Below are 20,232 nucleotides of genomic sequence, written 5' to 3'. Positions count from 1 at the left end.
GTCCGGCGATCCGCGGCGAGGTCGCATGTAACATGCTACTCATGGATCGGGCTGCCACCCTCGCGACCGAGCTGCGGCGACGCGGCCTCACCGACGTGCTCACCGACTCCACGTCGCGGTCGGCGTTCTCCTCCGACGCCTCCCTCTACCGGGTTCCCCCGCTGCTGGTCGCCCGGCCCCGATCGGCCGAGGACGTGGCCGCCGCGGTCGAGCTGTGCGCGCGCCACGAGATCCCGCTGACCGCCCGCGGTGCCGGCACGTCGGTCGCCGGCAACGCCGTCGGCCCCGGGCTCGTGCTGGACTTCAGCCGCCACATGCGGAAGGTGCTGCACGTCGACCCCGAGGCCCGGACCGCGGTCGTTCAGCCCGGCGTCGTCCAGGCCGAGCTGCAGCGGGCGGCCGCCCCGCACGGGCTGAGGTTCGGCCCCGATCCCTCCACCCACACGCGCTGCACGATCGGCGGCATGATCGGCAACAACGCGTGCGGCTCCCGGACGCTCGGCTACGGCCGCACCTCCGACAACGTCGCCGCCCTCAAGGCCGTGACCGGCAACGGCACCGCGCTCGACCTGCCGGCCCGGCTGGGCGAGCCGGGGGCGGGCGCTCCCGCCGAGCTCACCGCGCTGCACGACCTGGCGAACGCCCACCTCGCCACGATCAGGACGGAGTTCGGCCGGTTCGGGCGGCAGGTGTCGGGCTACGCGTTGGAGCACCTGCTGCCGGAGCGGCGGTTCGACGTCGCCCGCCTGCTCGTCGGCAGCGAGGGCACCCTCGCCGTGCTGACCGAGGCGACGGTGACGCTCGTGACCGACCCGGCGCACCGGGTCCTGGTCGTGCTCGGCTACGACGACATCGCCGCCGCCGGAGACGCCGCGCCCAGCGTGCTGAAGCACCTGCCGACGGCCTGTGAAGGCATCGACGCGCGCATCGTCGACGTGGTGCGTACCCGGAAGGGGCCGGGCGCGGTGCCGCCGCTGCCGGGCGGGGCCGCGTGGCTGTTCGTCGAGGTCGCGGGGGACGACGAGGCCGAGGTGCTGGAGCGGGCCGGGCGGGTGGCCGCCGGCCACGATGACGCCCTCGTCGTCACCGACCCGGCACGGGCCGCGGCGCTGTGGCGGATCCGGGAGGACGGCGCGGGCCTGTCCGGCCGCAGCCCCGCCGGGCTGCCCGCGCACGGCGGCTGGGAGGACGCGGCGGTGCCTCCGGAGATGCTGGGCCGCTACCTGCGCGACTTCGAGGCGCTGATGGGCGAGTTCGACGTGACCGGCCTGCCGTACGGGCACTTCGGCGACGGCTGCCTGCACATCCGGATCGACTGGCCGCTGGACCGGCCGGAGGGGCCGCAGCGGTTCCGCGGCTTCCTGGAGGCGGCGGCCGGGCTGGTCGCCGGGTACGGCGGTTCGCTGTCCGGCGAGCACGGCGACGGCCGCGCCCGCAGCGAGCTGCTGCCGCTGATGTACTCCGAGGCGGCGATGGACCTGTTCGGCCGGGTGAAGGGCATCTTCGACCCGGGCGACGTGCTGAACCCCGGCGTGCTGGTGCGGCCCCGACCGGTCGACGCCGACCTGCGGGTCCCCGCCGCCCGCCCCGTACGGAAGAACCTCGCCCTGGCCTACCGCCACGACGGGGGCGACTTCGGTCAGTCGGTGCACCGCTGCACCGGCGTCGGCAAGTGCCGCGCGGACAACACCGCCTCCGGCGGGGTGATGTGCCCGTCCTACCTGGCCACCCGGGAGGAGAAGGACTCCACGCGCGGGCGGGCCCGGGTGCTGCAGGAGATGGTCAACGGCTCGCTGGTCGACGGCGGATGGCGCTCGCCCGAGGTCCACGAGGCCCTCGACCTGTGCCTCTCCTGCAAGGGCTGCGCCTCGGACTGCCCGACCGGCATCGACATGGCCGCGTACAAGTCCGAGGTGCTCCACCAGAGCTACCGGGGCCGGCTGCGCCCGGCCTCCCACTACTCGCTCGGCCGGCTGCCGCTCTGGGCGCGGCTGGCCGGCCGGATGCCCCGCGTCGTCAACGGCATGCTGCGGGTGCCGGGCCTGCGGCGGGCGGCGCTCGCGGTCGCCGGGGTGGACCGGCGGCGCAACCTGCCCGAGTTCGCGCCGCGGACGTTCCGCGACTGGTTCGAGCGGACCCGCGGCGACCGCCCGGCGGACGGCCGGCCGGTCATGCTGTTCGTCGACACCTTCACCGATCACTTCGCACCGGAGGTCGGCCGCGCGACCGTCGCCGTGCTGGAGGCCGCGGGCTACGCGCCGCGGATCAGCGAACGCCGCCAGTGCTGCGCGCTCACCTACATCTCCACGGGTCAGCTCGACGCGGCCAAGAAGATCCTGGGCCGTACGGTCGCCGAGCTGGCCGAGGCCGACATGCCGATCGTCGGGATGGAGCCGTCCTGTACCGGGGTGCTGCGCTCGGACGCGCTGGAGCTCCTCGACGAGTCGGTGGCGGCCCCGGTGGCGGAGCGGACCCGCACGCTGGCCGAGCTGCTGGCCGAGACGCCCGGCTGGCGACCGCCCTCGTTCGACGGGACGACGGTGGTCGCCCAGCCGCACTGCCACCACCACGCCGTCATGGGCTGGGACCAGGACGCCCGGCTGCTGCGCGAGGCGGGCGCGGACGTCCAGCGGCTCGGCGGCTGCTGCGGGCTGGCCGGCAACTTCGGCGTCGAGAAGGGCCACTACGAGGTGTCCGTGGCGGTGGCCGAACACCAGCTGCTGCCCGCGCTCCGCGACGCGGACGAGGAGACGGTCGTCCTCGCCGACGGCTTCTCCTGCCGCACGCAGATCGCCGACCTGTCGCCCCGGCAGGGGGTCCACCTGGCTCAGCTCCTCGCCGAACGGCTGGGCGACTAGTTGCTCAACCCCGTCCACCTGCGCACGCTGACCGCCGTCGTGGACGCGGGGTCGTTCGCCGACGCGGCCCGGCGGCTCGGCTACACCGCCTCCGCGGTCTCCCAGCAGATCGCGGCGCTGGAGCGGGCGGTCAAGATGCCGCTGTTCGAACGCGGAGCCCACACGATCACGCCGACACCGGCGGCCGTCTACCTCGTACGGCGGGCCGTCGACGTACTGTCCGCGCTGGACGCGCTGGAGGAGGACGTCCGCGGCATGAGCGCGGGGCGGATCGGCCGGCTGAGGCTGGGCAGCTTCCCCACGGCGAGCCAGCGGCTGCTGCCGATCGGCCTCGCCGCGTACGCCCGGTCGTACCCGTCGGTGGAGATCCTCCTCGACGAGGGCGAACCCGACGAACTCCTCCCTCTCGTACGCGCGGCCGAGCTCGACCTGGCCCTGGTCTACCGGTACGACCTGGCGCCGAGGGCCTGGCCGGAGGATCTCGAGGAGATCCCTCTGCTGGAGGAGGAGCTGCTGCTCCTGCTGCCCGAACACCATCCGCTGGCCGCCGCCGAGGCGGTCGCGCTCGCCGATCTGCGGCGTGCGACGTGGGTGGCCGCCCGGGAGGGCACCGCCGGCGCGTCCTGCCTGAACCGGCTGTGCGCGCAGGCGGGATACCAGCCCCAGCTCGACTACCGCAGCAACGACTACAGCGTCATCCGCGGCTTCGTCCGGTCCGGCCTCGGCGTGGCGCTCGTCCCGGCGCTCGCGCACCAGCCGAGCGAGGGCGTGGTCGTGACCAGGCTCGACGGGGTGGAGGCCCGCCGGCGCGTCGTCGCGGTGTACCGCCCGGCGGCCGCGAACCCGGTGGTGACGGGCGCGGTGGAGGTGCTGCGTCAGGCGGGGGCCCGGCTCGCGGGCGAGCTTCCCGGCGTCTCCGCGCAAGCGTGACCGCGGAAGCATAAGAACTTCTTCGGCCACGCCCACAGATGGCGGTGCTCGACCGCTTCCATCGGCTCGGCGCGCTCCCCGATGCTGGACGCACCGATCGAGACGAGAGCCGGAAACGCCGTCTGTGACGACGAGAGGTGGAAGCACCGCCGTGCGCGACGACGAGAGGTGGAAGCACCGCCGTGCGCGATGACGAGAGGTGGAAGCACCGCCGTGGCCGATGACGAGAGGTGGAAGCAGCGCCGTGGCCGATGACGTCTTCGCACTCATGGACGAGTGGGGGCCCGAGAAGGTCGTCTGCGTGTCGGACCGCAGATCCGGCATGCGGGGAGTCCTCGTGCTGGACAACACCGCGCGCGGGATGGGCAAGGGCGGCACCCGGATGAGCCCGACCGTGACCGTCGGCCAGATCGCCCGGCTCGCCCGCACCATGACCTGGAAGTGGGCCGCGGTCGACCTGTTCCACGGCGGCGCGAAGGCCAGCATCGTCGCCGACCCCGCCGCGCCGAACAAGGAAGAGATCCTGCGCGCCTTCGCCCGGGCGCTGGCCAACGAGGTGCCGAAGGAGTACGTGTTCGGCCTCGACATGGGCCTGACCGAGAACGACGCCGCCATCCTGCTCGACGAGCTCGGCGACCGTGGCGCGGCCGTCGGCCTGCCCGGCGCGCTCGGCGGTCTCCCGTACGACCAGCTCGGCGTCACCGGATACGGCGTCGCGGAGGCGGCCGACGCCGCCGCCACCGAGCTCGGCCTCGAACTGCGCGGCGCTCGCGTCGCCGTCCAGGGCCTCGGCGCCGTGGGCCGGGCCGCCGCCCGCCGGCTGGCCGAGCTCGGCGCCGTCGTGGTGGCCGCGTCCACCGCGTCCGGCTGCGCGCACGACGCCGACGGCCTCGACGTGGACCGGCTCCTCGCGCTCAGCGCCGAGTTCGGCGACGACTGCGTCCGCGAGTACGGTCGGCCGGCGCCACCGGAGCGGGCCCTGACGGTGGACACCGACATCCTCGTGCCGGCGGCCCGCGAGGACGTGATCGACGACGGCGTGGCCGAATCGACCACCGCCAAGCTGGTCGTCGAGGGGGCGAACCTCCCGGCCACCCCGGAGGCTCGCGCCATCCTGCACAAGCGCGGCGTCGCGGTGGTGCCCGACTTCATCGCCAACGCCGGCGGCGTCGTCGCCGCCGCGCACTCGATGGACGCCCGCCACTCGCCCTTCCCGGTGCGCCCCGACGACGTCTTCGCCATGATCTCCACCAAGCTGCGCGCCAACGCGGTCGCGGTGCTTCAGGAGTCCCGTCGGGAAGAGATCACCCCGCACGAGGCGGCGTACGCGCTGGCCCAGAGCCGCGTCCGCGAGGCGATGGTCCTGCGCGGGCGCGTACCCGAGCGGGCCTGAGAGGAGAGACCTGCCGATGAGCCGTGACCTGCCCTCTCGTGCATCGGTGGTCATCATCGGAGGCGGCGCCATCGGCGTCGCCTCGGCCTACGAGCTCGCCGCGGCCGGGGTGACCGACGTCGTCCTCATCGACAAGGGCCCGCTGGGCTCCGGCTCGACCTCCAAGGCCGCCGGGGGAGTGCGCGCGCAGTTCTCCGACCGGGTCAACATCGAGCTCGCCGCACGCAGCCTGGAGACGTTCGACGCCTTCGCCGAGCGGTTCGGGCAGGAGATCGACCTGCACAAGTCCGGCTACCTGTTCCTGCTCGACTCGCCGGACGCCGTCGCGGAGTTCGAGAAGAACATCGCGGTCCAGAACGACCTCGGCGTCCCCAGCCGGATCGTCACGCCGTCCGAGGCCGCGGAGCTGTCGCCGCTGATCGACACCGACGGGCTGCTCGCCGCCGCCTACTCGCCCACCGACGGGCACTGCACGCCCGAATCCGTGGTGCTCGGCTACGCGAGCGCGGCCCGCCGCCACGGCGCGCGCCTCCTGCCGCACTGCGCCGCGACCGGGATCGAGACCGCGGATCGCCGCATCGTCGCCGTCCGGACCGAAGGCGGCCGCATCGAGACCGACGCCGTGATCTGCGCTGCCGGCGCCTGGTCGCGTGCCATCGGCGAATGGGCGGGCGTCGACCTGCCGGTCACGCCGCTGCGCCGGCAGGTCCTGGTCACCGAGCCGATCCCCGACCTGCCGCCGACGGCGTTCACCATCGACTTCGCCACCTCCTTCTACTTCCATCCCGAAGGCCGCGGCCTGCTCCTCGGCATGTCCGACCCCGAAGAGACCCCGGGATTCAAACTCGACCGGTCCGACGCCTGGCTCCCGCGCCTCGGCGAGGCCATGGCCCGCCGCGCCCCCGCCCTGCTGGACGTCGGTTTCGGTACCGGGTGGGCGGGCCTGTACGAGGTGACGCCCGACCACAACGCGCTCATCGGCACCGCCCTCGACCGGTTCATCTACGCCACGGGCTTCTCCGGCCACGGCTTCCTGATGAGCCCGGCCGTCGGCGAGGTCGTCCGCGACCTCTACCTTGGCAGGGAGCCGTTCGTCGACGTCACCGGCTTCGACGCGCGCCGCTTCGCCCGTACCGGGGCCAGGCCCGAGCTCAACATCGTCTGACGAGAGGAAGAACCCTGATGGTGACCACGCTGCCCGGCGCAGACGAACTGGCCGCGCTGGCGCGAGACACCGCCAAGCGCTGTGGTGTGGACGTGGACGCGCTCGGCGCCAAGGTCGCGACCACCTCGCCGATCAACGGCGAACGGCTGGCCGCCGCGACCTGGGTCGACGCGGGTGCCGTCGACGCCGCCGTCGCGCGGGCCGGGGAGGCGTTCCTCGCCTGGCGCCGCGTGCCCGCCCCCGTACGGGGCGCGCTGGTGAAGCGTTTCGGCGAACTGCTCACCGAGCACAAGGAGGACCTCGCCACCCTGATCAGCCTGGAGGTCGGGAAGATCACCTCCGAGGCGCTCGGCGAGGTCCAGGAGATGATCGATATCTGCGACTACGCGCTGGGCCTGTCCCGCCAGCTGTACGGCCGCACGATCAGCTCCGAACGGCCGGGCCACCGCCTCATGGAGACCTGGCACCCGCTGGGCGTCGTCGGCGTGATCAGCGCCTTCAACTTCCCGGCGGCGGTGTGGGCGTGGAACACCGCGATCGCGCTGGTGTGCGGCGACCCGGTCGTGTGGAAGCCGTCGGAGCTCGCGCCGCTCACCGCCCTGGCGAGCGCCGCCCTGCTGGACCGCGCCGCGGCCGAACATGGCGCGCCCGCACACCTGAGCCAGGTCGTCATCGGCGGCCCGGAGGTCGGCGAGGCGCTCGTGGACCACCCGGGCGTCGCCCTGGTCAGCGCCACCGGCTCGACCCGGATGGGCCGCGCGGTCGGCCCACGCGTCGCGGCCCGCTTCGGACGGTCCCTGCTGGAACTCGGCGGGAACAACGCCGCCGTCGTGTGCCCGTCGGCCGACCTGGACCTGACCGTCCGCGGCATCGTGTTCTCGGCCGCGGGGACGGCGGGCCAGCGCTGCACGACGATGCGCCGCGTCATCGCCCACACCGACGTCATCGACACGCTCGTCGACCGCCTCGCCCAGGCGTACGGCCGGCTGCCGATCGGCAATCCGATGGCACCGGGCACGCTGGTCGGGCCGCTCATCAACGAGCGCGCGCACGAGGCCATGCGGGGTGCGCTGGACGCCGCGGTCGCCCAGGGCGGGACGCTCGTGGCCGGCGGTGGGCGCAGGCTCGCGGATCAGGCGCCGGGCGCGTACTACGCGGAGCCGGCGCTGGTCCGGACGCCGGAGCAGACCGCGATCGTGGCCCAGGAGACGTTCGCGCCGATCCTGTACGTCATGCCGTACGAGCGTCTCGAGGAGGCCATCGCGCTGAACAACGCGGTGCCGCAGGGGCTGTCGTCCAGCATCTTCACCCGCGACCAGGCCGAGGCGGAGCTGTTCGTCTCGCCCGAGGGCTCCGACTGCGGCATCGTCAACGTCAACATCGGCACGTCCGGTGCCGAGATCGGCGGCGCCTTCGGCGGCGAGAAGGAGACCGGCGGCGGCCGAGAGTCGGGCTCCGACGCCTGGCGCGGCTACATGCGCCGCGCCACCAACACGATCAACTACTCCGGCGAACTGCCCCTCGCCCAGGGCGTCGAGTTCGACGCGTGAACGGGTGCGCCCGGCCCGCCGTGGCGGGCCGGGCGCGATATCCGCGGTGTGCGCAGGCCGTCAGGCCGGGCAGGGCCTCGGCTGGGCGGAGCGGACATGGAATCCGAGGTCGCCGATGGACTGGCCGCGGGCGATCTCGCGATGCTCCCCCTGGAACTCCGGGTGCCGGTAGAGGCACCAGGAGAAAGGACTCTGGTTCTGCGCGCTGCGCGCCGGCGGGGCCAGGAACGGCTCCTCGTGATGGAGCAGGATCAGCTCACCATGACCCTCCGGTCCGCTGAAGGCGCACAGCACCCCGAAGACGCGCGGGCACGGCAGCGGCGGGTCGGCATGCGCCGCCGAGGCGGGCACCGTCACCCCGGCCGCGACGACGGCCCCGGCCATCGTCATTGAAACGCGACGGACGATCCTGTTCATGGTCCTCCTTGGTGCGGGGTGTATTTCGACACTGCGATTTATAGCAGAGAGTGAGCGTCAATAAGCGAACAGTAGTTACTGCTGGTCGAGTGACGTGATGGTCACTCGCGTGACACTGGCTCCCGAGCGCCAATACGGGTTTGCCACGATGTGCGCGATGCGACTCACATGCTTATTTAGTGGTGGCTCAAACGAGGCCAGGGTTCCTTGATCCGTTGATTGGGCACACAACCGCCGATAAGAGGACAGGGGAAAGATGGCAGAGCAACGCAGCCACGCGAAGAACGGCCGGGGACGGATCCGGCTGGGCGCCATCTCCATGGCGTCCGTCGCCGCGCTGGCGGTGACGGCACCGGCCTACGCGTCGCCCGGCCGGCCGAACACGTCGAGTCCAGGAAATCACGCTTCGGCGCCCGACATCGGGGCGAATGCGAAGAGGCACACCACGACGCTGTGGCTTCACGACACCTCAGCACGCGTCTGGAAGACCTGGTCCCGGTACCACGGAAAAGGCGGCAACTACCAGGGTCAGTTCGGCGCATACCGCATATCCAAGTACGTCTCGGTCTGGGCGGAGATCCACTGGAATTCCGGCAAGACTCAGCTCGTAAGAGTGAAGGTCGGCTCGAAGCACACTTACCGGGGTGCGAAATCGGTCTACCTCCGACTGTGCGGCGATTACGAATGCAGCGCATGGTGGTAGAGGACACCGTCAATGTGCGATCGTGACGCTCTCGCGTTCGAGGAAGCGGGCGGCGACGACGGTGCGGCGGCCTCGGCGGTTCGCGTCCAGGGGACGGCCCATCTGGGTGAAGAGCTGCTCGGCCGCCGCGCGGCCCATGTCGTACGACCTCTGGACGACGACCGAGATCCGGGGGCGTACGAGTGTGGTCCACTCGAGGTCGTCGAAGCCGAGCAGGGAGATGTCGGCGGGGATCGCGATGTTCCGTTCGGACAGGAGCTCGAACGCGCTCTTGGTCATGTTGCCGTCGGCGGTGAACAGCGCGGTCGGCGGGTGTTCGAGGTCGAGGATCGCCTCGACCGCGTGCTCGCGGCGCCTGGGCTCGTCGTGCGGGACCAGGGCGATGAGGTCGCGGTCCGCGTGGAGCCCCGCCGCGGACAGCGCCCGGAGGTAGCCCCGTACGCGCTCCAGCGACGGCCGGGAGGGGCCGGTGACGCTCGCCCGGACCTTGCCGATCCGCAGCATGGGAGGCTCCGCCGGCTGCACCGAGCCGAGGAAGGCGATGCGGCGGTGGCCGAGGCCGATGAGGTGGCCGATCGCGGCAGCGGTCGCCGCCTCGTTGTCGGCGACGACGCTGTCGATTCCGCTGTCGCTGAGCCGGCGGTCGAGCGAGACGACGGGGACGCCGGCCTCGGTGGCGGCGTCGATGTGGGCGTGTTCGCGCACCGAGGCCGGGGTGATGACGATGCCGTCGACCTTGTGTGACAGCAGGACGCGGGTGGCCTGCTGTTCCTGGCTCAGCCGGTCGTCGGTGTTGGCCGTTCGGCACGTCAAGTCGACTGCGCCATCGGAGAAGTACCCTTGGCCGGTGTTCTCGTCTCAAGGCCCGTCTCTGCGTGAACTGGCGATCCAGGCGCTGTCCTCGGTCGAACGCGGCTACGACCTGCTCGCCCCGAAGTTCGACCACACGCCCTTTCGCACCCCCGAGAGCCTTCTTGAGGCGACCGCCGACGCGCTGCGCCCGCTCGCGCCGTTCGACCGGGGACTGGACGTGTGCTGCGGCACCGGCGCGGGAATGCGGGTCCTCGAACCCCTGTGCCGAGGACGGATCACGGGCGTCGACTTCAGCGCCGGCATGCTCGCGCAGGCGCGCGGCGCCCACCCGGACGCCGAGTGGATACGAGCCGACGTACGGACCCTGCCCTTCGCCGAGACCTTCGACCTGGCGGTCAGCTTCGGAGCGCTCGGGCACTTCCTGCCCGCCGAACGACCCGCGCTGTTCGCCGGGGTGTACGGCGCGCTGCGGCCCGGCGGGCTCTTCGCCTTCCCGGTCGGCGGGCCGCCGCCCCTCACCTCGGGCTGGTACTGGGCGTTGCTCGGATTCGACCTGGCCATGCGGGCCCGCAACGCCGTGTGGCGTCCCCCGTTCGTGATGTACTACCGCACCTGCCCGCTGCACGCGATCCGCGACGACCTGACGGCGGCCGGGTTCACCGTGACGACGGTCCCCTTGACGGCCATCGGCCGGCGCGAGGACGGCAGCCCGCGGTACCGGCTCGTCCTCGCGCGCAAGCCCGGCACGTCCTGACCGATGCGCACGCCGCAGAAGGCATGAGTGCGGTCCGCGCCGGGCGGACTCACTCCGTGCGGCTCGAGAGGTGGCTCTCCTTGAGCAGGGCCTTGTGGATCTTTCCGACGGGGGTCAGCGGCACGTCGGCGGTGACGACGAACTGCCGCGGCACCTTGTAGTCGGCCAGCCGCTCCCGGCAGTAGGCGGTCAGTTCCTCCGCCGTGGGCGGCTCGGCTCCCGGCCGCGGCACGACGTAGAAGCGTCCGACCTCGCCGAGCACCCCATCGGGCACGCCGATCCCGGCGGCCATCGCGACCTTCGGGTGCGCGGTCAGGACGTTCTCGATCTCCACCGGGTAGACGTTGAAGCCGCCCTGGATGTACATCTCCTTCTTGCGGCCGCGCAGCACCAGGTGCCCGTCCGGCTCCATGGCGACCATGTCCCCGGTGGCCAGCCAGCCGTCCGGCAGGAAGACCTCGGAGGTCTCCTCGGGCATGTCCCAGTAGCCGGCCGTCACGCAGTCGCCGCGGACCTGGAGCTCGCCGGTCTCGCCCGGCGGGAGGACCACCTCACCCGGCCCGACGACCCGGGCCTCGAAGTCGCCGATCATCACGCCCAGCGTGCGGGCGACCGCCTCCGGATCGTCGTCCGGCCGCGAGATCACGCACGCTCCGGAGGACTCCGAGAGCCCGTACAGCCCGTACAGCCGTGCCCCCGGGAAGGCCCGGCGGATCGCGTCGGCCAGGGCCGGCTCGACGTTGGACCCGCCGGCCAGGCAGACGCGCACCGACGAGACGTCGTGGGCGGCGAAGTCCTCCCGTCCGAGCATCAGCACGTACATCGTCGGCACCGCGCCCAGGAAGGTCACCCGGTGGCGCTCGATCGCGCGCAGCGCCGCCTGCGGCCCGAAGGCGGGCAGCAGCGCCACCGACCCGCCGCTGACCAGCGCGGCCATGAGCGTGCAGGTGATTCCGGCGACGTGGTTGAACGGCAGGTGCCCGAGCAGGACCTCGCCGTCGCTCATCCCGCAGTGGTCCGCCTGCGCCGCCGCCGAGGCCAGGATGCCGCGCTGGGTGATCACCGCGCCCTTGGGGCGTCCGGTCGTTCCCGAGGTGTAGAGGATCATCAGCGGGTCCTCGGGGACCACCGTCGGGAGCACGGCCGCCAGCACGGCCGCGTCGGCAGGTGTCGCGCTGAGCTCGTCGAACGAGGTGCTGCCCGCGAAGCCGCCGCCGAAGAACACGTAGTCGCCGACGTGGGGCAGCCGCTGCCGGAAGCCCTCGAAGAACGCCGCGAAGTCGAAGTCGGGCGTGCGGTCGAGGCAGATGACCATCCGGGCGCCGCTCTGGCCGAGCATGTACGACAGCTCCCGCTCCCGGTAGCGCACATTGAGCGGGACGACGATCGCGCCGATCCGCGCCGCGCCGAAGAACGCGGCCAGCCACTCCGGCGTGTTCAGGCCGAGCAGTCCGATCCGGTCGCCGCGCCGGATCCCCCGGGCCAGCAGCCCGCACGCGACCCGGTCGGTCAGCTCGTCGAACTCGGCGAACGTGATGGCGTCGTCGCCGTCGTACAGGAACGCCTTGCTCCGTACCGCCGCGTTCTGGAGTACGGCTCCGACCGTCATCGCCCGCATGGTGCTCCTCCTCGACCGATCTCACTCAACGATCATTGATCGGGCACGGTCTGCCAACGCCTCACGGCTGTGTCACCTTAGTGCCGAATGCGGGTCTTCATCGATCTTCGTCGCCGGTCCGTCACTGGAAACGGCTTCCGCCGGCCGCCTCGTCGAAGATGAGCCACGTCCGCGTCGACCGTACGCCCGGGACCGCGTGGATCCGGGCGAGCACGACGTCGCGGAGGGTGACGTTGTCGGGCGTGCGCACCAGCATCACGAGGTCGACGTCGCCGCCGACGAACGCCACGTGCTCGATGTACGGCACGTCGCGCAGACGGGCGGCCACCTCGCGCCACGAGTGCTGCTCGATGGTGAGGAGAACGTACGCCGAGGTGCCCAGCCCGGCGCGTACGGGGTCGATCCGGGCGGTGAACCCGGCGATGACGCCCTCGGCGATCATCCGTTCGACGCGCGTGTAGGCGTTGGAGCGGGAGACGCTCACCCGCTCGGCCAGGGCGCGCATGGACATGCGGCCGTCGGCCTCCAGCTCGCGCAGGATCGCGCGGTCGACGTCGTCGAGCGCCGCCGATCGTCCGGCGGGGCCGGAGCCCGCCGCCGCCTCGAACGACAGATGGTCCATGAGTCGTCCCTCACTGAGCAATATGTTCCTGGTTTGGCCTGACATCTGTACTTTCGGCCCTGTTTTAACCGATATTCCTACCACTGGGCGAGCAAGGAGGGCGGTGCCGTATGACCGAGCGACATCACGACGGCGGCCCGGAGGCGCTGCTTCCCTCGGCGCAGCCGGTCCGTTTCCTGACCGACACCGGAGCGGCGGTACGGAGCCGTCCCCGCTATCCGCTGCCGGACCCGGAGACGCTGCGGCGGGCGTACCGCGCCATGGTCGTCGGGCGCCGGTTCGACGCCCAGGCCACGGCGCTGACGAAGCAGGGACGCCTCGCCGTCTACCCGTCGAGCCACGGCCAGGAGGCGTGTCAGATCGGCGCCGTCCTCGCCCTGGAGGACGGCGACTGGCTGTTTCCCACCTACCGGGAGTCCGTCGCGCTCGTGACGCGCGGCATCGAGCCCACCGAGGTGCTCTCACTGCTGCGCGGCGACGCGCACTGCGGCTACGACCCGCACCGGCACCACGTGGCGCCGCAGTGCACGCCGCTGGCGACCCAGACCGTGCACGCGGCCGGTCTGGCGTACGCCGAGCGGCGCAAGGGCAGCGGCCGGATCGCGCTCGCCTGCGTCGGCGACGGCGCGACCAGCGAGGGCGACTTCCACGAGGCGCTCAACTTCGCGGCCGTGTTCAAGGCGCCGGTCGTCTTCCTGGTGCAGAACAACCAGTACGCCATCTCGGTCCCGCTCGACCGGCAGACCGCCGCGCCCTCCCTGGCCCACAAGGGCGTCGGCTATGGGGTGCGCTCGGAGCGGGTCGACGGGAACGACCCGGTCGCGGTGCTGGCGGTGCTGTCCGCCGCCGCCGAGCACGCGCGGTCCGGCCAGGGACCCTTTCTGGTCGAGGCGCTCACCTACCGCATCGAGTCGCACACCAACGCCGACGACGCGACGCGCTACCGGTCCGACGCCGAGACCGAGGAATGGCGCCGGCGCGACCCGATCGCCCGTCTGGAGGCGTACCTGCGCCGCCGCGGCCACCTCGGCGACGACGACGTCGCGGAGGCGGCGACGGCCGCCGAGGAGTTCGCCGGCCGGCTGCGCACCGCGATGAACGCCGACCCGAAGCTCGACGCGCTCGGGCTGTTCGACCACGTCTACGGCGTCCCCACCCCGCAGCTGGACGAGCAGCGGGAGACGCTCCGCTCCGAACTCGAGGCCGAGGAGGCGCTGAGGTGACCGGTACGACCACCATGGCGCAGGCGCTCAACGCCGCCCTGCGCGACGCCCTGGCGGACGACGAACGGGTCGTGGTCTTCGGCGAGGACGTCGGCCCGCTCGGCGGTGTCTTCCGCATCACCGACGGCCTCACCGCGGAGTTCGGCGACGAGCGCTGCTTCGACACGCCGCTCGCCGAGGCCGGCATCGTCGGGTTCGCCGTCGGCATGGCGATGGGCGGCTTCCGGCCCGTCGTCGAGCTGCAGTTCGACGCCTTCGCCTACCCGGCGTTCGAGCAGATCGCCTCGCACGTGGCCAAGATGCGCAACCGCACCCGCGGGCGCGTCGAACTGCCGATGGTGATCAGGATCCCGTACGCCGGCGGCATCGGCGGCGTGGAGCACCACTGCGACTCGAGCGAGGCCTACTACGCGCACACGCCGGGGCTGAAGGTCGTCACGCCCGCGACGGTGGACGACGCGTACTCCCTGCTGCGGGAGGCCATCGACGACCCGGACCCCGTCGTGTTCCTGGAGCCCAAGAAGCTGTACTGGGCGAAGGCGCAGGTCACCCTGCCGGCGCGTACCGAGCCGTTCGGCCGGGCCGCGGTCCGGCGCACCGGCGGCGACGCGACCCTCGTCGCCTACGGCCCGACCGTGCCCGTCGCCATGGAGGCGGCCGAGGCCGCCGCCGAGGAGGGGTGGGACCTGGAGGTCGTCGACCTGCGGACGATCGTGCCGTTCGACGACGAGACCGTCACCGCGTCGGTGCGCAGGACGGGCCGGTGCGTGATCGTGGGCGAGGCCGCGGGCTTCGCCGGAGTCGGCGCGGAGATCGCGGCGCGTGTCCAGGAACGCTGCTTCCACAGCCTGCACGCCCCGGTGCTGCGGGTGACCGGGTTCGACATCCCGTACCCGCCGCCGATGCTCGAACACCATCACCTGCCGAACGTCGACCGGATCCTCGACGCGCTCGACCGGCTGCAGCGCGACGACCGGCCCGACACCCGCTTCCTCCCGCTGGGCGGTGCGGCGTGAGTGAGGTCGTCTTCCGGCTCCCCGACCTCGGCGAGGGCCTGACCGAGGCCGAGATCACCGAGTGGCGCGTCTCCCCGGGGGACACCGTCACCGTCGATCAGAACGTCCTCGAGGTCGAGACGGCCAAGGCCGCGGTCGACGTCCCCATCCCGATCGCGGGCACCGTGGCGCGGCTGTACGGCGAGGTCGGATCCGTCATCGGCGTCGGCGAGCCCCTCATCGCGGTGACCGTCGCGGGCCAGGCCGCCGCCCCGGAACCGGACACGGCCCCGTCCGCCCGCGACGAGCGGTACCGCGAGGAGGAACGCGCCGGATCGGGCAACGTCCTCGTCGGGTACGGGACGGGCACGGCACGCCGATCGCGCCGCCGCCGCGCCGGGCGCACCGGACCCGTGCCGCCCCGCCGGGCGACCGGACCGGTTCCCGGGAGCCCGGTGTCCGTGGTGGGCGGGCAGGTTTCCGCAGCTCCGCCTTCGTCGGCGGCCAGGCCGGTTCCCGCGGCCCCGCCTTCGTCGGCAGCCAGGCCGGTTCCCGGGGCCTCGGCGTCCGCGCCGAACGGGCCGGTGCTCGCGGCCTCGGACCTCACGGCGGCGGCTCCCGCCTCCCCGGCGCCTTCGGTCCCTGCCGCACGGGCCGAGGCCCCGCGTGTCATCTCACCCGTGGTCCGCCAGCTGGCGCGGGCGCACGCCATCGACATCGGCGCCCTCACCCCCAGCGGCCCCGGTGGCGTCGTGCTCCGCCGGGACGTCGACGCCGCTATCGCCGCGGCCCCGTCCGAAGCCGCTCCGACGGCCGCCGCCAGGTCCGCGTCGGCGTCCGGCCCGGCCGTCGCACTCGAGACGGCGGATAAGGAGACCTCGGTCCGGGCGAGCCGGGAGGCCCCCTTCCGGGCGGATCAGGAAGCGGCCCGGGCGGATCGGGAGGCCCCCGTCCGGATCCCGCTGCGGGGCGTGCGGCGGACCGTCGCCGAGAAGCTCTCCCGCAGCCGGCGCGAGATCCCGGACGCGAGCACGTGGGTCGACGTCGACGCCACGCCCCTGGTGGAGCTCAAGGCCGACCTCGACCGGGCCCTCCCGGACGCCCGCATCGGCATGCTGGCGCTGTTCGCCCGGATCTGCGTCGCCGGGCTGCGGAGGTTCCCCGAATTGAACGCCTACGTCGACACCGAACGCCAGGAGATCGTCCAGGTGCCGCAGGTGCATCTCGGGTTCGCGGCGCAGACCGACCGGGGCCTCGTCGTGCCGGTCGTCCCCGACGCGCACCGGCTCACCCTCGCCGAGCTTGCCGCCCGGCTCCGGGAGCGCACCGAGGACGCCCGCGCCGGCCGGCTCGCCCCGCAGGACCTCACCGGAGGGACGTTCACGCTCAACAACTACGGCGTGTTCGGCGTGGACGGCTCCAACCCGATCATCAACCACCCCGAGGCCGCCATGCTCGGCGTCGGGCGGATCATCGATCGCCCGTGGGCGTACGAAGGAGAGATCCGGCTGCGCAAGGTGACGCAGCTGTCGTTCACGTTCGACCACCGGGTCTGCGACGGAGGCGTCGCAGGGGGCTTCCTGCGCTTCGTCGCCGACTGCGTGGAACGCCCGGCGCTCCTGGCGGCTCACCTTTAGGCACACCACCGAAGGTGCCTGGCTTGTCGGGTCGGTAGCGTGTGGTCGTGGTGGAGCATGAGTACAGCGCTGCGGACATCATCGTGCTGGAGTTGGACGAGGCGATACGCAAGCGTCCGGGCATGTACTTCGGTGTGGGGCTGCGGGATCCTCGGCTGCCGGTCTCGTTGATGTGTGCGGTGGGTGGGCACGTTCTTCATCCGCCGGCCAGGACGGCCGAGGTGCACTCGCTGCAGGGCCTGATCGAGATATCCGGTGACCGCAGTTTCACGGTGATGTTGGACCTGCCGCCTTCCTGGGACGAACCGGACTTGCCGGCTCCCGACCACTTCTATTCCTTGAACGGAGCCGGGTGGTGGCTCCTGGCCGCGGTGATGGCCCTATGCGAAAAAGTCGTGGTGGAGGTGTGGCGAGACGATCACGCCTTCCGTCAGGAACTCGCCGGCATCCGGCCGCTCTCCGTTCCGGAGAGGATCGATCCACCGCCAGGGAGCGGAACACGTGTCACCTTCGCTCTCGACCCGGAGTACGTCGGGCACGACATGGCCTTCCCCTCCGACCTCGAACACCTTGACCTGCACGGCCCGGACTGCGCCGTACCGGAAGGTCCCGGCCGGGTCATCGTCCGGGATCTGCGTGCCGCGAGTCCCGGCCGGGAGGTCGTCTACCGATAACGAGCTCGGGGGCAACCCGCCCGGTGACCTTCGTCAACCGATTCGTCTGGTCGCGCTTGTCTGCGAGGCCCTCTGGGGGTGACGGGGCGGAGCCGCAGTGGTCAGACTGGGCGTCGGCCCTGCGACGACTGAGGGCGGACGTCTGAGACGTCGCGGAGGGCCAGTGCCTGTGCGTCGGTGAGATCTGCGCGTGCGCCCGCTCGGCGGCGTGCCCGGACTTCCTGACCCGTGCGCGGCCGGTACTTCGGGTCCTGGCCACAGCCACAAATGTCGAATCCCTCGTAGCGCAGGCCGGCCGCGAGGACGGCGGCCACAGCGGCCCACCGACGGTCGTCGGCCCTTCGCGGTGCGGCGAAGTCGTGCCCCGCGTAGGTCATCGGCGTGCGGCAGCGCGGGCACAGGTGCTCCCGGGCGTCCCAGGGGTACTTGTGACTCTGCCGACAGGGCAGGCAGACGTAGTGGACCTTGTAGACGACCATCGCGTACCTGCACACGGATCCAGGGTAACCGGGCATGATCGTCCTGCAACGGAATTCTTCCGCCGGACTGCTCGCTGCGTTGCCGTGGCCTTCTCGGCCAGGGGGGTTCCTGCGCTTCGTCGCCGACTGCGTGGAACGCCCGGCACTCCTGGCGGCCCACTTCTAGCGCCGTGTCGGCAACTGCTCGTGTAGCACCGTGGCCAGGGCGATGGGTTCGCGGCCGAGCAGGGTGGCCAGCGTCGGGTCGACGGCGTCGAATTCGCGGGCGCGGGCGGCGGTGAAGACGCCGAGCAGTTGGTTCGCCCTTTCGGCGGGGACGCCGCGGCCGACCAGGTGCTCCCGGAACTCGTCGTCGGGTGCGGTGGTCCTGGTGATGGCGCGGCCCGTGACGTCGGAGGCGATGCCGGCGATGTCGGTGAAGGTGAGCGCCTGCGCCGCGGTGAGCGGCGGGGTGGGGCCGTCGAAGCGGCCTTCGTCGGCCAGGACGGCGGCGGCCGCGTCGGCGAGGTCGGCGTGCGCGGTCCAGCCGACCGGTCCGTCCGCTGGAAGCGTGATCTGCCCGGACTCCACGGCGTCGCCGAGGAACTGGACCGCGGTGGCGGCATAGAAGCCATTGCGCAGCGAGGTGAACGGCACGCCGGACGCGAGCAGTGCCTCCTCGGTGGCGGCGTGGTCGCGGCACGGCTGGAAGTGTGACGCCGAGCCGGCTCCCTGATGGCTGGTGTAGAGGATGCGGCGGGCCCCCGCCGCGACGGCCCCGTCGATCGCGGCACGGTGCTGCCGCACGGCCTCGTCGCCCATCTTGTCGACGGAGACGATGAGCACTTGGGAAGCGCCCTCGAAGGCGTGGGCGAGGCCGGCCGTGTCGGTGAAGTCGCCTTGCCGCACCCGCACCCCTCGGTCGGCGAACCCCTGTGCCTTCCGCGGGTCGCGGACGCTGACGCCGACCCGGTGCGCCGGCATGCGCGTCAAAAGGCTCTCGACGATCTGACGCCCGAGCTGTCCGGTGGCTCCGGTCACGATGATCACAATGCACTCCAGCGTTCTGTTTCCAGTGGAATCAGAATCAGCGTAACACTGATAATAACGACGGAATCAACCGCGGCGTATCCTTGTTACATGTCACCAGGTTCACCCGGCCGCGAATCCGACGCCGCGGCCACCGGACGGGAGCAGACCCGCCGGCGGGTCATCGAGGTCGCCATCGATCTGCTGGCGCGCGAGGGCCGCGACGCGGTCACCACCCGCGCGGTCGCCGTCGCGGCAGGCCTGCAGGCACCGGCCATCTACCGGCTGTTCGGCGACAAGGACGGGCTGCTCGACGCGGTGGCCGAGTACGGCTTCGCCGCGTTCCTCGCGGCAAAGCACGTCGACCCCGACCCGCCGGACCCCATCGAGGACCTGAGCGCCGGCTGGGACCTGGCGGTCGAGTTCGGCCTGGCCAATCCCGCGCTGTACACGCTGATGTACAGCGAGCCCACGAGAGCCGCGTCCGCCGCCCACAAGGCCGGCATGGAGATCCTCATGGGCCGGATCCGGCGCCTCGCCGTCGGCGGCCGGCTCCGCGTCGACGAGGAGCTCGCAGCCATGATCATCCATGCCACGGCGCGCGGTGCGGTGCTCACCTGGCTGTCCCTGCCGGAGGAACGGCGCGACCCGGCCCTGCTGACCACTCTTCGAGAGTCCATGCTCGCCGCCGTGACCAACCGGCAGCCGGCCGTACGGGAGGCGGGCCCGGCCGGCGCTGCCCGGGCCTTGCGCGCCGCACTGCCCGAGCAGACGCCCCTCAGCGACGCGGAGCGGCATCTGCTGAGTGAGTGGCTGGACCGCCTCGCCGCCGACGACCGCCGGTGACCGTCGCCCAACCGCTCACCGGCGGGCGATCGGTGGCTATCGGCCGGCCGAATCGCCCCGATCCCGCCGCACCTTGTCGGCCAGGCGGTCCAGGCTCTCGTGCAGGGCCTGTTCGACCTTCGCGCCGGGTGGCGCGTGGTCGGGGTCGAAGAACGACAGGTGGACGACCACCTCGCTGTGCTCGGGTTCGATGCCGGTGACCTGGAGCCAGCCGGCGTACTCGTTGGTGTCCCGGGTGCCCCACTCCACCCGGAGCTGATCCCGCTCGGCCCGCATCAGGGCGCGTTCCCGGTCGGCGCCGTGGCTGACCGTCACCTCCGGCAGGTCGGCGGACTCCAGGTGGACGTCCTGAGGCAGCCACGCGTCCATCGTCCCGGGGTCGGACGCCTCGTCGAACACCAGCTCCGCGGGCGCGGTGATGCTCCGGGACGCCTCGTACTCGCTCATCGTCCTACTCCTTCCGGTCAGGGCGGCGGTGGCGTGCGATTGCCCGCTGTTCGCTCGGCTACCCGCAGCGGCCGGGCCGACACCCGGATCGATCCGCGGA

19 protein-coding genes are annotated in these 20,232 nt (G+C 72.3%); 12 read left to right on the top strand and 7 right to left on the bottom strand.

Annotated features, from left to right (window positions below; translation table 11 throughout):
* Positions 1 to 41 precede the first annotated feature (41 nt).
* The 5 genes from ACQP2O_RS32850 to amaB all read left to right on the top strand — a co-directional run bounded on the left by ACQP2O_RS32850 (position 42) and on the right by amaB (position 7,896).
* Positions 42 to 2,858, top strand: coding sequence for an FAD-binding and (Fe-S)-binding domain-containing protein (locus ACQP2O_RS32850; protein WP_433171860.1), 2,817 nt, complete (start codon positions 42 to 44; stop codon positions 2,856 to 2,858).
* Positions 2,859 to 3,788 (top strand): LysR family transcriptional regulator, encoded by a 930-nt coding sequence (locus ACQP2O_RS32845; RefSeq protein ID WP_433171858.1) that lies wholly within the window; start codon positions 2,859 to 2,861, stop codon positions 3,786 to 3,788. It begins immediately after the preceding gene.
* Between the two features lie 244 nt (positions 3,789 to 4,032).
* Positions 4,033 to 5,181, top strand: coding sequence for a Glu/Leu/Phe/Val family dehydrogenase (locus tag ACQP2O_RS32840; RefSeq protein ID WP_433171856.1), 1,149 nt, complete (start codon positions 4,033 to 4,035; stop codon positions 5,179 to 5,181).
* Between the two features lie 16 nt (positions 5,182 to 5,197).
* The gene (locus tag ACQP2O_RS32835) at positions 5,198 to 6,346 is read left to right on the top strand and encodes an NAD(P)/FAD-dependent oxidoreductase (protein ID WP_433171854.1); all 1,149 of its coding nucleotides are present in this window, start codon (positions 5,198 to 5,200) and stop codon (positions 6,344 to 6,346) included.
* Between the two features lie 17 nt (positions 6,347 to 6,363).
* Positions 6,364 to 7,896, top strand: a complete 1,533-nt coding sequence (gene amaB, locus ACQP2O_RS32830; protein WP_433171852.1) for an L-piperidine-6-carboxylate dehydrogenase — start codon at positions 6,364 to 6,366, stop codon at positions 7,894 to 7,896.
* Positions 7,897 to 7,956: 60 nt separating this feature from the next.
* Here amaB and ACQP2O_RS32825 read toward each other — a convergent pair whose 3' ends face one another.
* The gene (locus ACQP2O_RS32825; protein WP_433171850.1) at positions 7,957 to 8,313 is read right to left on the bottom strand and encodes a peptidase inhibitor family I36 protein; all 357 of its coding nucleotides are present in this window, start codon (positions 8,311 to 8,313) and stop codon (positions 7,957 to 7,959) included.
* A gap of 256 nt (positions 8,314 to 8,569) precedes the next feature.
* On the opposite strand from ACQP2O_RS32825, the gene ACQP2O_RS32820 reads away from it, so the two are divergent.
* On the top strand, positions 8,570 to 9,016 hold the full coding sequence (locus ACQP2O_RS32820; RefSeq protein ID WP_433171848.1) for a hypothetical protein: 447 nt from the start codon (positions 8,570 to 8,572) through the stop codon (positions 9,014 to 9,016).
* 9 nt (positions 9,017 to 9,025) lie between these two features.
* Here the strand turns inward: ACQP2O_RS32820 and ACQP2O_RS32815 are convergent, their stop codons facing one another.
* On the bottom strand, positions 9,026 to 9,829 hold the full coding sequence (locus tag ACQP2O_RS32815) for a substrate-binding domain-containing protein (protein WP_433171846.1): 804 nt from the start codon (positions 9,827 to 9,829) through the stop codon (positions 9,026 to 9,028).
* 34 nt (positions 9,830 to 9,863) lie between these two features.
* Between ACQP2O_RS32815 and ACQP2O_RS32810 the strand changes: the two genes are divergently transcribed.
* Positions 9,864 to 10,583 carry a class I SAM-dependent DNA methyltransferase gene (locus tag ACQP2O_RS32810; protein ID WP_433171844.1) on the top strand — a complete coding sequence of 240 codons (720 nt, stop codon included), beginning with the start codon at positions 9,864 to 9,866 and terminating at the stop codon, positions 10,581 to 10,583.
* A gap of 49 nt (positions 10,584 to 10,632) precedes the next feature.
* Here ACQP2O_RS32810 and ACQP2O_RS32805 read toward each other — a convergent pair whose 3' ends face one another.
* The gene (locus ACQP2O_RS32805) at positions 10,633 to 12,201 is read right to left on the bottom strand and encodes a class I adenylate-forming enzyme family protein (RefSeq protein WP_433171842.1); all 1,569 of its coding nucleotides are present in this window, start codon (positions 12,199 to 12,201) and stop codon (positions 10,633 to 10,635) included.
* 121 nt (positions 12,202 to 12,322) lie between these two features.
* A complete protein-coding gene (locus ACQP2O_RS32800) occupies positions 12,323 to 12,823 on the bottom strand; it encodes an Lrp/AsnC family transcriptional regulator (RefSeq protein WP_433171840.1) in 501 nt (166 codons plus the stop codon).
* Between the two features lie 110 nt (positions 12,824 to 12,933).
* Between ACQP2O_RS32800 and pdhA the strand changes: the two genes are divergently transcribed.
* Genes pdhA through ACQP2O_RS32780 form a run of 4 tightly spaced genes read left to right on the top strand, consistent with a single transcriptional unit; the run spans position 12,934 to position 17,352 of the window.
* Positions 12,934 to 14,046, top strand: a complete 1,113-nt coding sequence (gene pdhA, locus ACQP2O_RS32795) for a pyruvate dehydrogenase (acetyl-transferring) E1 component subunit alpha (protein WP_433171838.1) — start codon at positions 12,934 to 12,936, stop codon at positions 14,044 to 14,046.
* Between the two features lie 14 nt (positions 14,047 to 14,060).
* Complete coding sequence (locus ACQP2O_RS32790; protein WP_433191237.1) at positions 14,061 to 15,062, top strand: alpha-ketoacid dehydrogenase subunit beta; 1,002 nt, start codon at positions 14,061 to 14,063, stop codon at positions 15,060 to 15,062.
* Positions 15,059 to 16,678, top strand: a complete 1,620-nt coding sequence (locus tag ACQP2O_RS32785; RefSeq protein WP_433171836.1) for a dihydrolipoamide acetyltransferase family protein — start codon at positions 15,059 to 15,061, stop codon at positions 16,676 to 16,678. Before ACQP2O_RS32790 ends, ACQP2O_RS32785 begins: the two co-directional genes overlap by 4 nt.
* Before the next feature lie 47 nt (positions 16,679 to 16,725).
* Positions 16,726 to 17,352, top strand: a complete 627-nt coding sequence (locus ACQP2O_RS32780; protein WP_433171834.1) for a hypothetical protein — start codon at positions 16,726 to 16,728, stop codon at positions 17,350 to 17,352.
* 101 nt (positions 17,353 to 17,453) lie between these two features.
* On the opposite strand, the gene ACQP2O_RS32775 is transcribed toward ACQP2O_RS32780, so the two are convergent.
* Both ACQP2O_RS32775 and ACQP2O_RS32770 read right to left on the bottom strand, forming a co-directional pair.
* Entirely contained in the window at positions 17,454 to 17,846 is a 393-nt protein-coding gene (locus ACQP2O_RS32775) for a hypothetical protein (RefSeq protein ID WP_433171832.1), read from the bottom strand.
* A gap of 147 nt (positions 17,847 to 17,993) precedes the next feature.
* On the bottom strand, positions 17,994 to 18,860 hold the full coding sequence (locus ACQP2O_RS32770; protein ID WP_433171830.1) for an NAD(P)H-binding protein: 867 nt from the start codon (positions 18,858 to 18,860) through the stop codon (positions 17,994 to 17,996).
* Between the two features lie 90 nt (positions 18,861 to 18,950).
* On the opposite strand from ACQP2O_RS32770, the gene ACQP2O_RS32765 reads away from it, so the two are divergent.
* On the top strand, positions 18,951 to 19,685 hold the full coding sequence (locus ACQP2O_RS32765; protein ID WP_433171828.1) for a TetR/AcrR family transcriptional regulator: 735 nt from the start codon (positions 18,951 to 18,953) through the stop codon (positions 19,683 to 19,685).
* A 36-nt stretch (positions 19,686 to 19,721) separates the two neighbouring features.
* Here the strand turns inward: ACQP2O_RS32765 and ACQP2O_RS32760 are convergent, their stop codons facing one another.
* A complete protein-coding gene (locus ACQP2O_RS32760) occupies positions 19,722 to 20,132 on the bottom strand; it encodes an SRPBCC family protein (RefSeq protein WP_433171826.1) in 411 nt (136 codons plus the stop codon).
* Positions 20,133 to 20,232 lie beyond the last annotated feature (100 nt).

Origin of the sequence: Actinoallomurus sp. CA-150999 (assembly GCF_050942425.1) — a bacterium.
Taxonomy (GTDB): Bacteria; Actinomycetota; Actinomycetes; order Streptosporangiales; family Streptosporangiaceae; genus Actinoallomurus.
The sequence above is the reverse complement of the archived record's forward strand: the minus strand, read 5'-3'. Positions and strand labels throughout refer to the sequence as shown.

Bases quoted from the DNA above. Each gene is read 5' to 3' on its own strand.
- ACQP2O_RS32850 (WP_433171860.1), top strand. From the start codon at position 42: ATGGATCGGGCTGCCACCCTCGCGACCGAGCTGCGGCGACGCGGCCTC.
- ACQP2O_RS32835 (WP_433171854.1), top strand. From the start codon at position 5,198: ATGAGCCGTGACCTGCCCTCTCGTGCATCGGTGGTCATCATCGGAGGC.
- amaB (WP_433171852.1), top strand. From the start codon at position 6,364: ATGGTGACCACGCTGCCCGGCGCAGACGAACTGGCCGCGCTGGCGCGA.
- ACQP2O_RS32825 (WP_433171850.1), bottom strand. From the start codon at position 8,313: ATGAACAGGATCGTCCGTCGCGTTTCAATGACGATGGCCGGGGCCGTC.
- ACQP2O_RS32820 (WP_433171848.1), top strand. From the start codon at position 8,570: ATGGCAGAGCAACGCAGCCACGCGAAGAACGGCCGGGGACGGATCCGG.
- ACQP2O_RS32805 (WP_433171842.1), bottom strand. From the start codon at position 12,201: ATGCGGGCGATGACGGTCGGAGCCGTACTCCAGAACGCGGCGGTACGG.
- ACQP2O_RS32800 (WP_433171840.1), bottom strand. From the start codon at position 12,823: ATGGACCATCTGTCGTTCGAGGCGGCGGCGGGCTCCGGCCCCGCCGGA.
- pdhA (WP_433171838.1), top strand. From the start codon at position 12,934: ATGACCGAGCGACATCACGACGGCGGCCCGGAGGCGCTGCTTCCCTCG.
- ACQP2O_RS32790 (WP_433191237.1), top strand. From the start codon at position 14,061: ATGGCGCAGGCGCTCAACGCCGCCCTGCGCGACGCCCTGGCGGACGAC.
- ACQP2O_RS32765 (WP_433171828.1), top strand. From the start codon at position 18,951: ATGTCACCAGGTTCACCCGGCCGCGAATCCGACGCCGCGGCCACCGGA.
- ACQP2O_RS32760 (WP_433171826.1), bottom strand. From the start codon at position 20,132: ATGAGCGAGTACGAGGCGTCCCGGAGCATCACCGCGCCCGCGGAGCTG.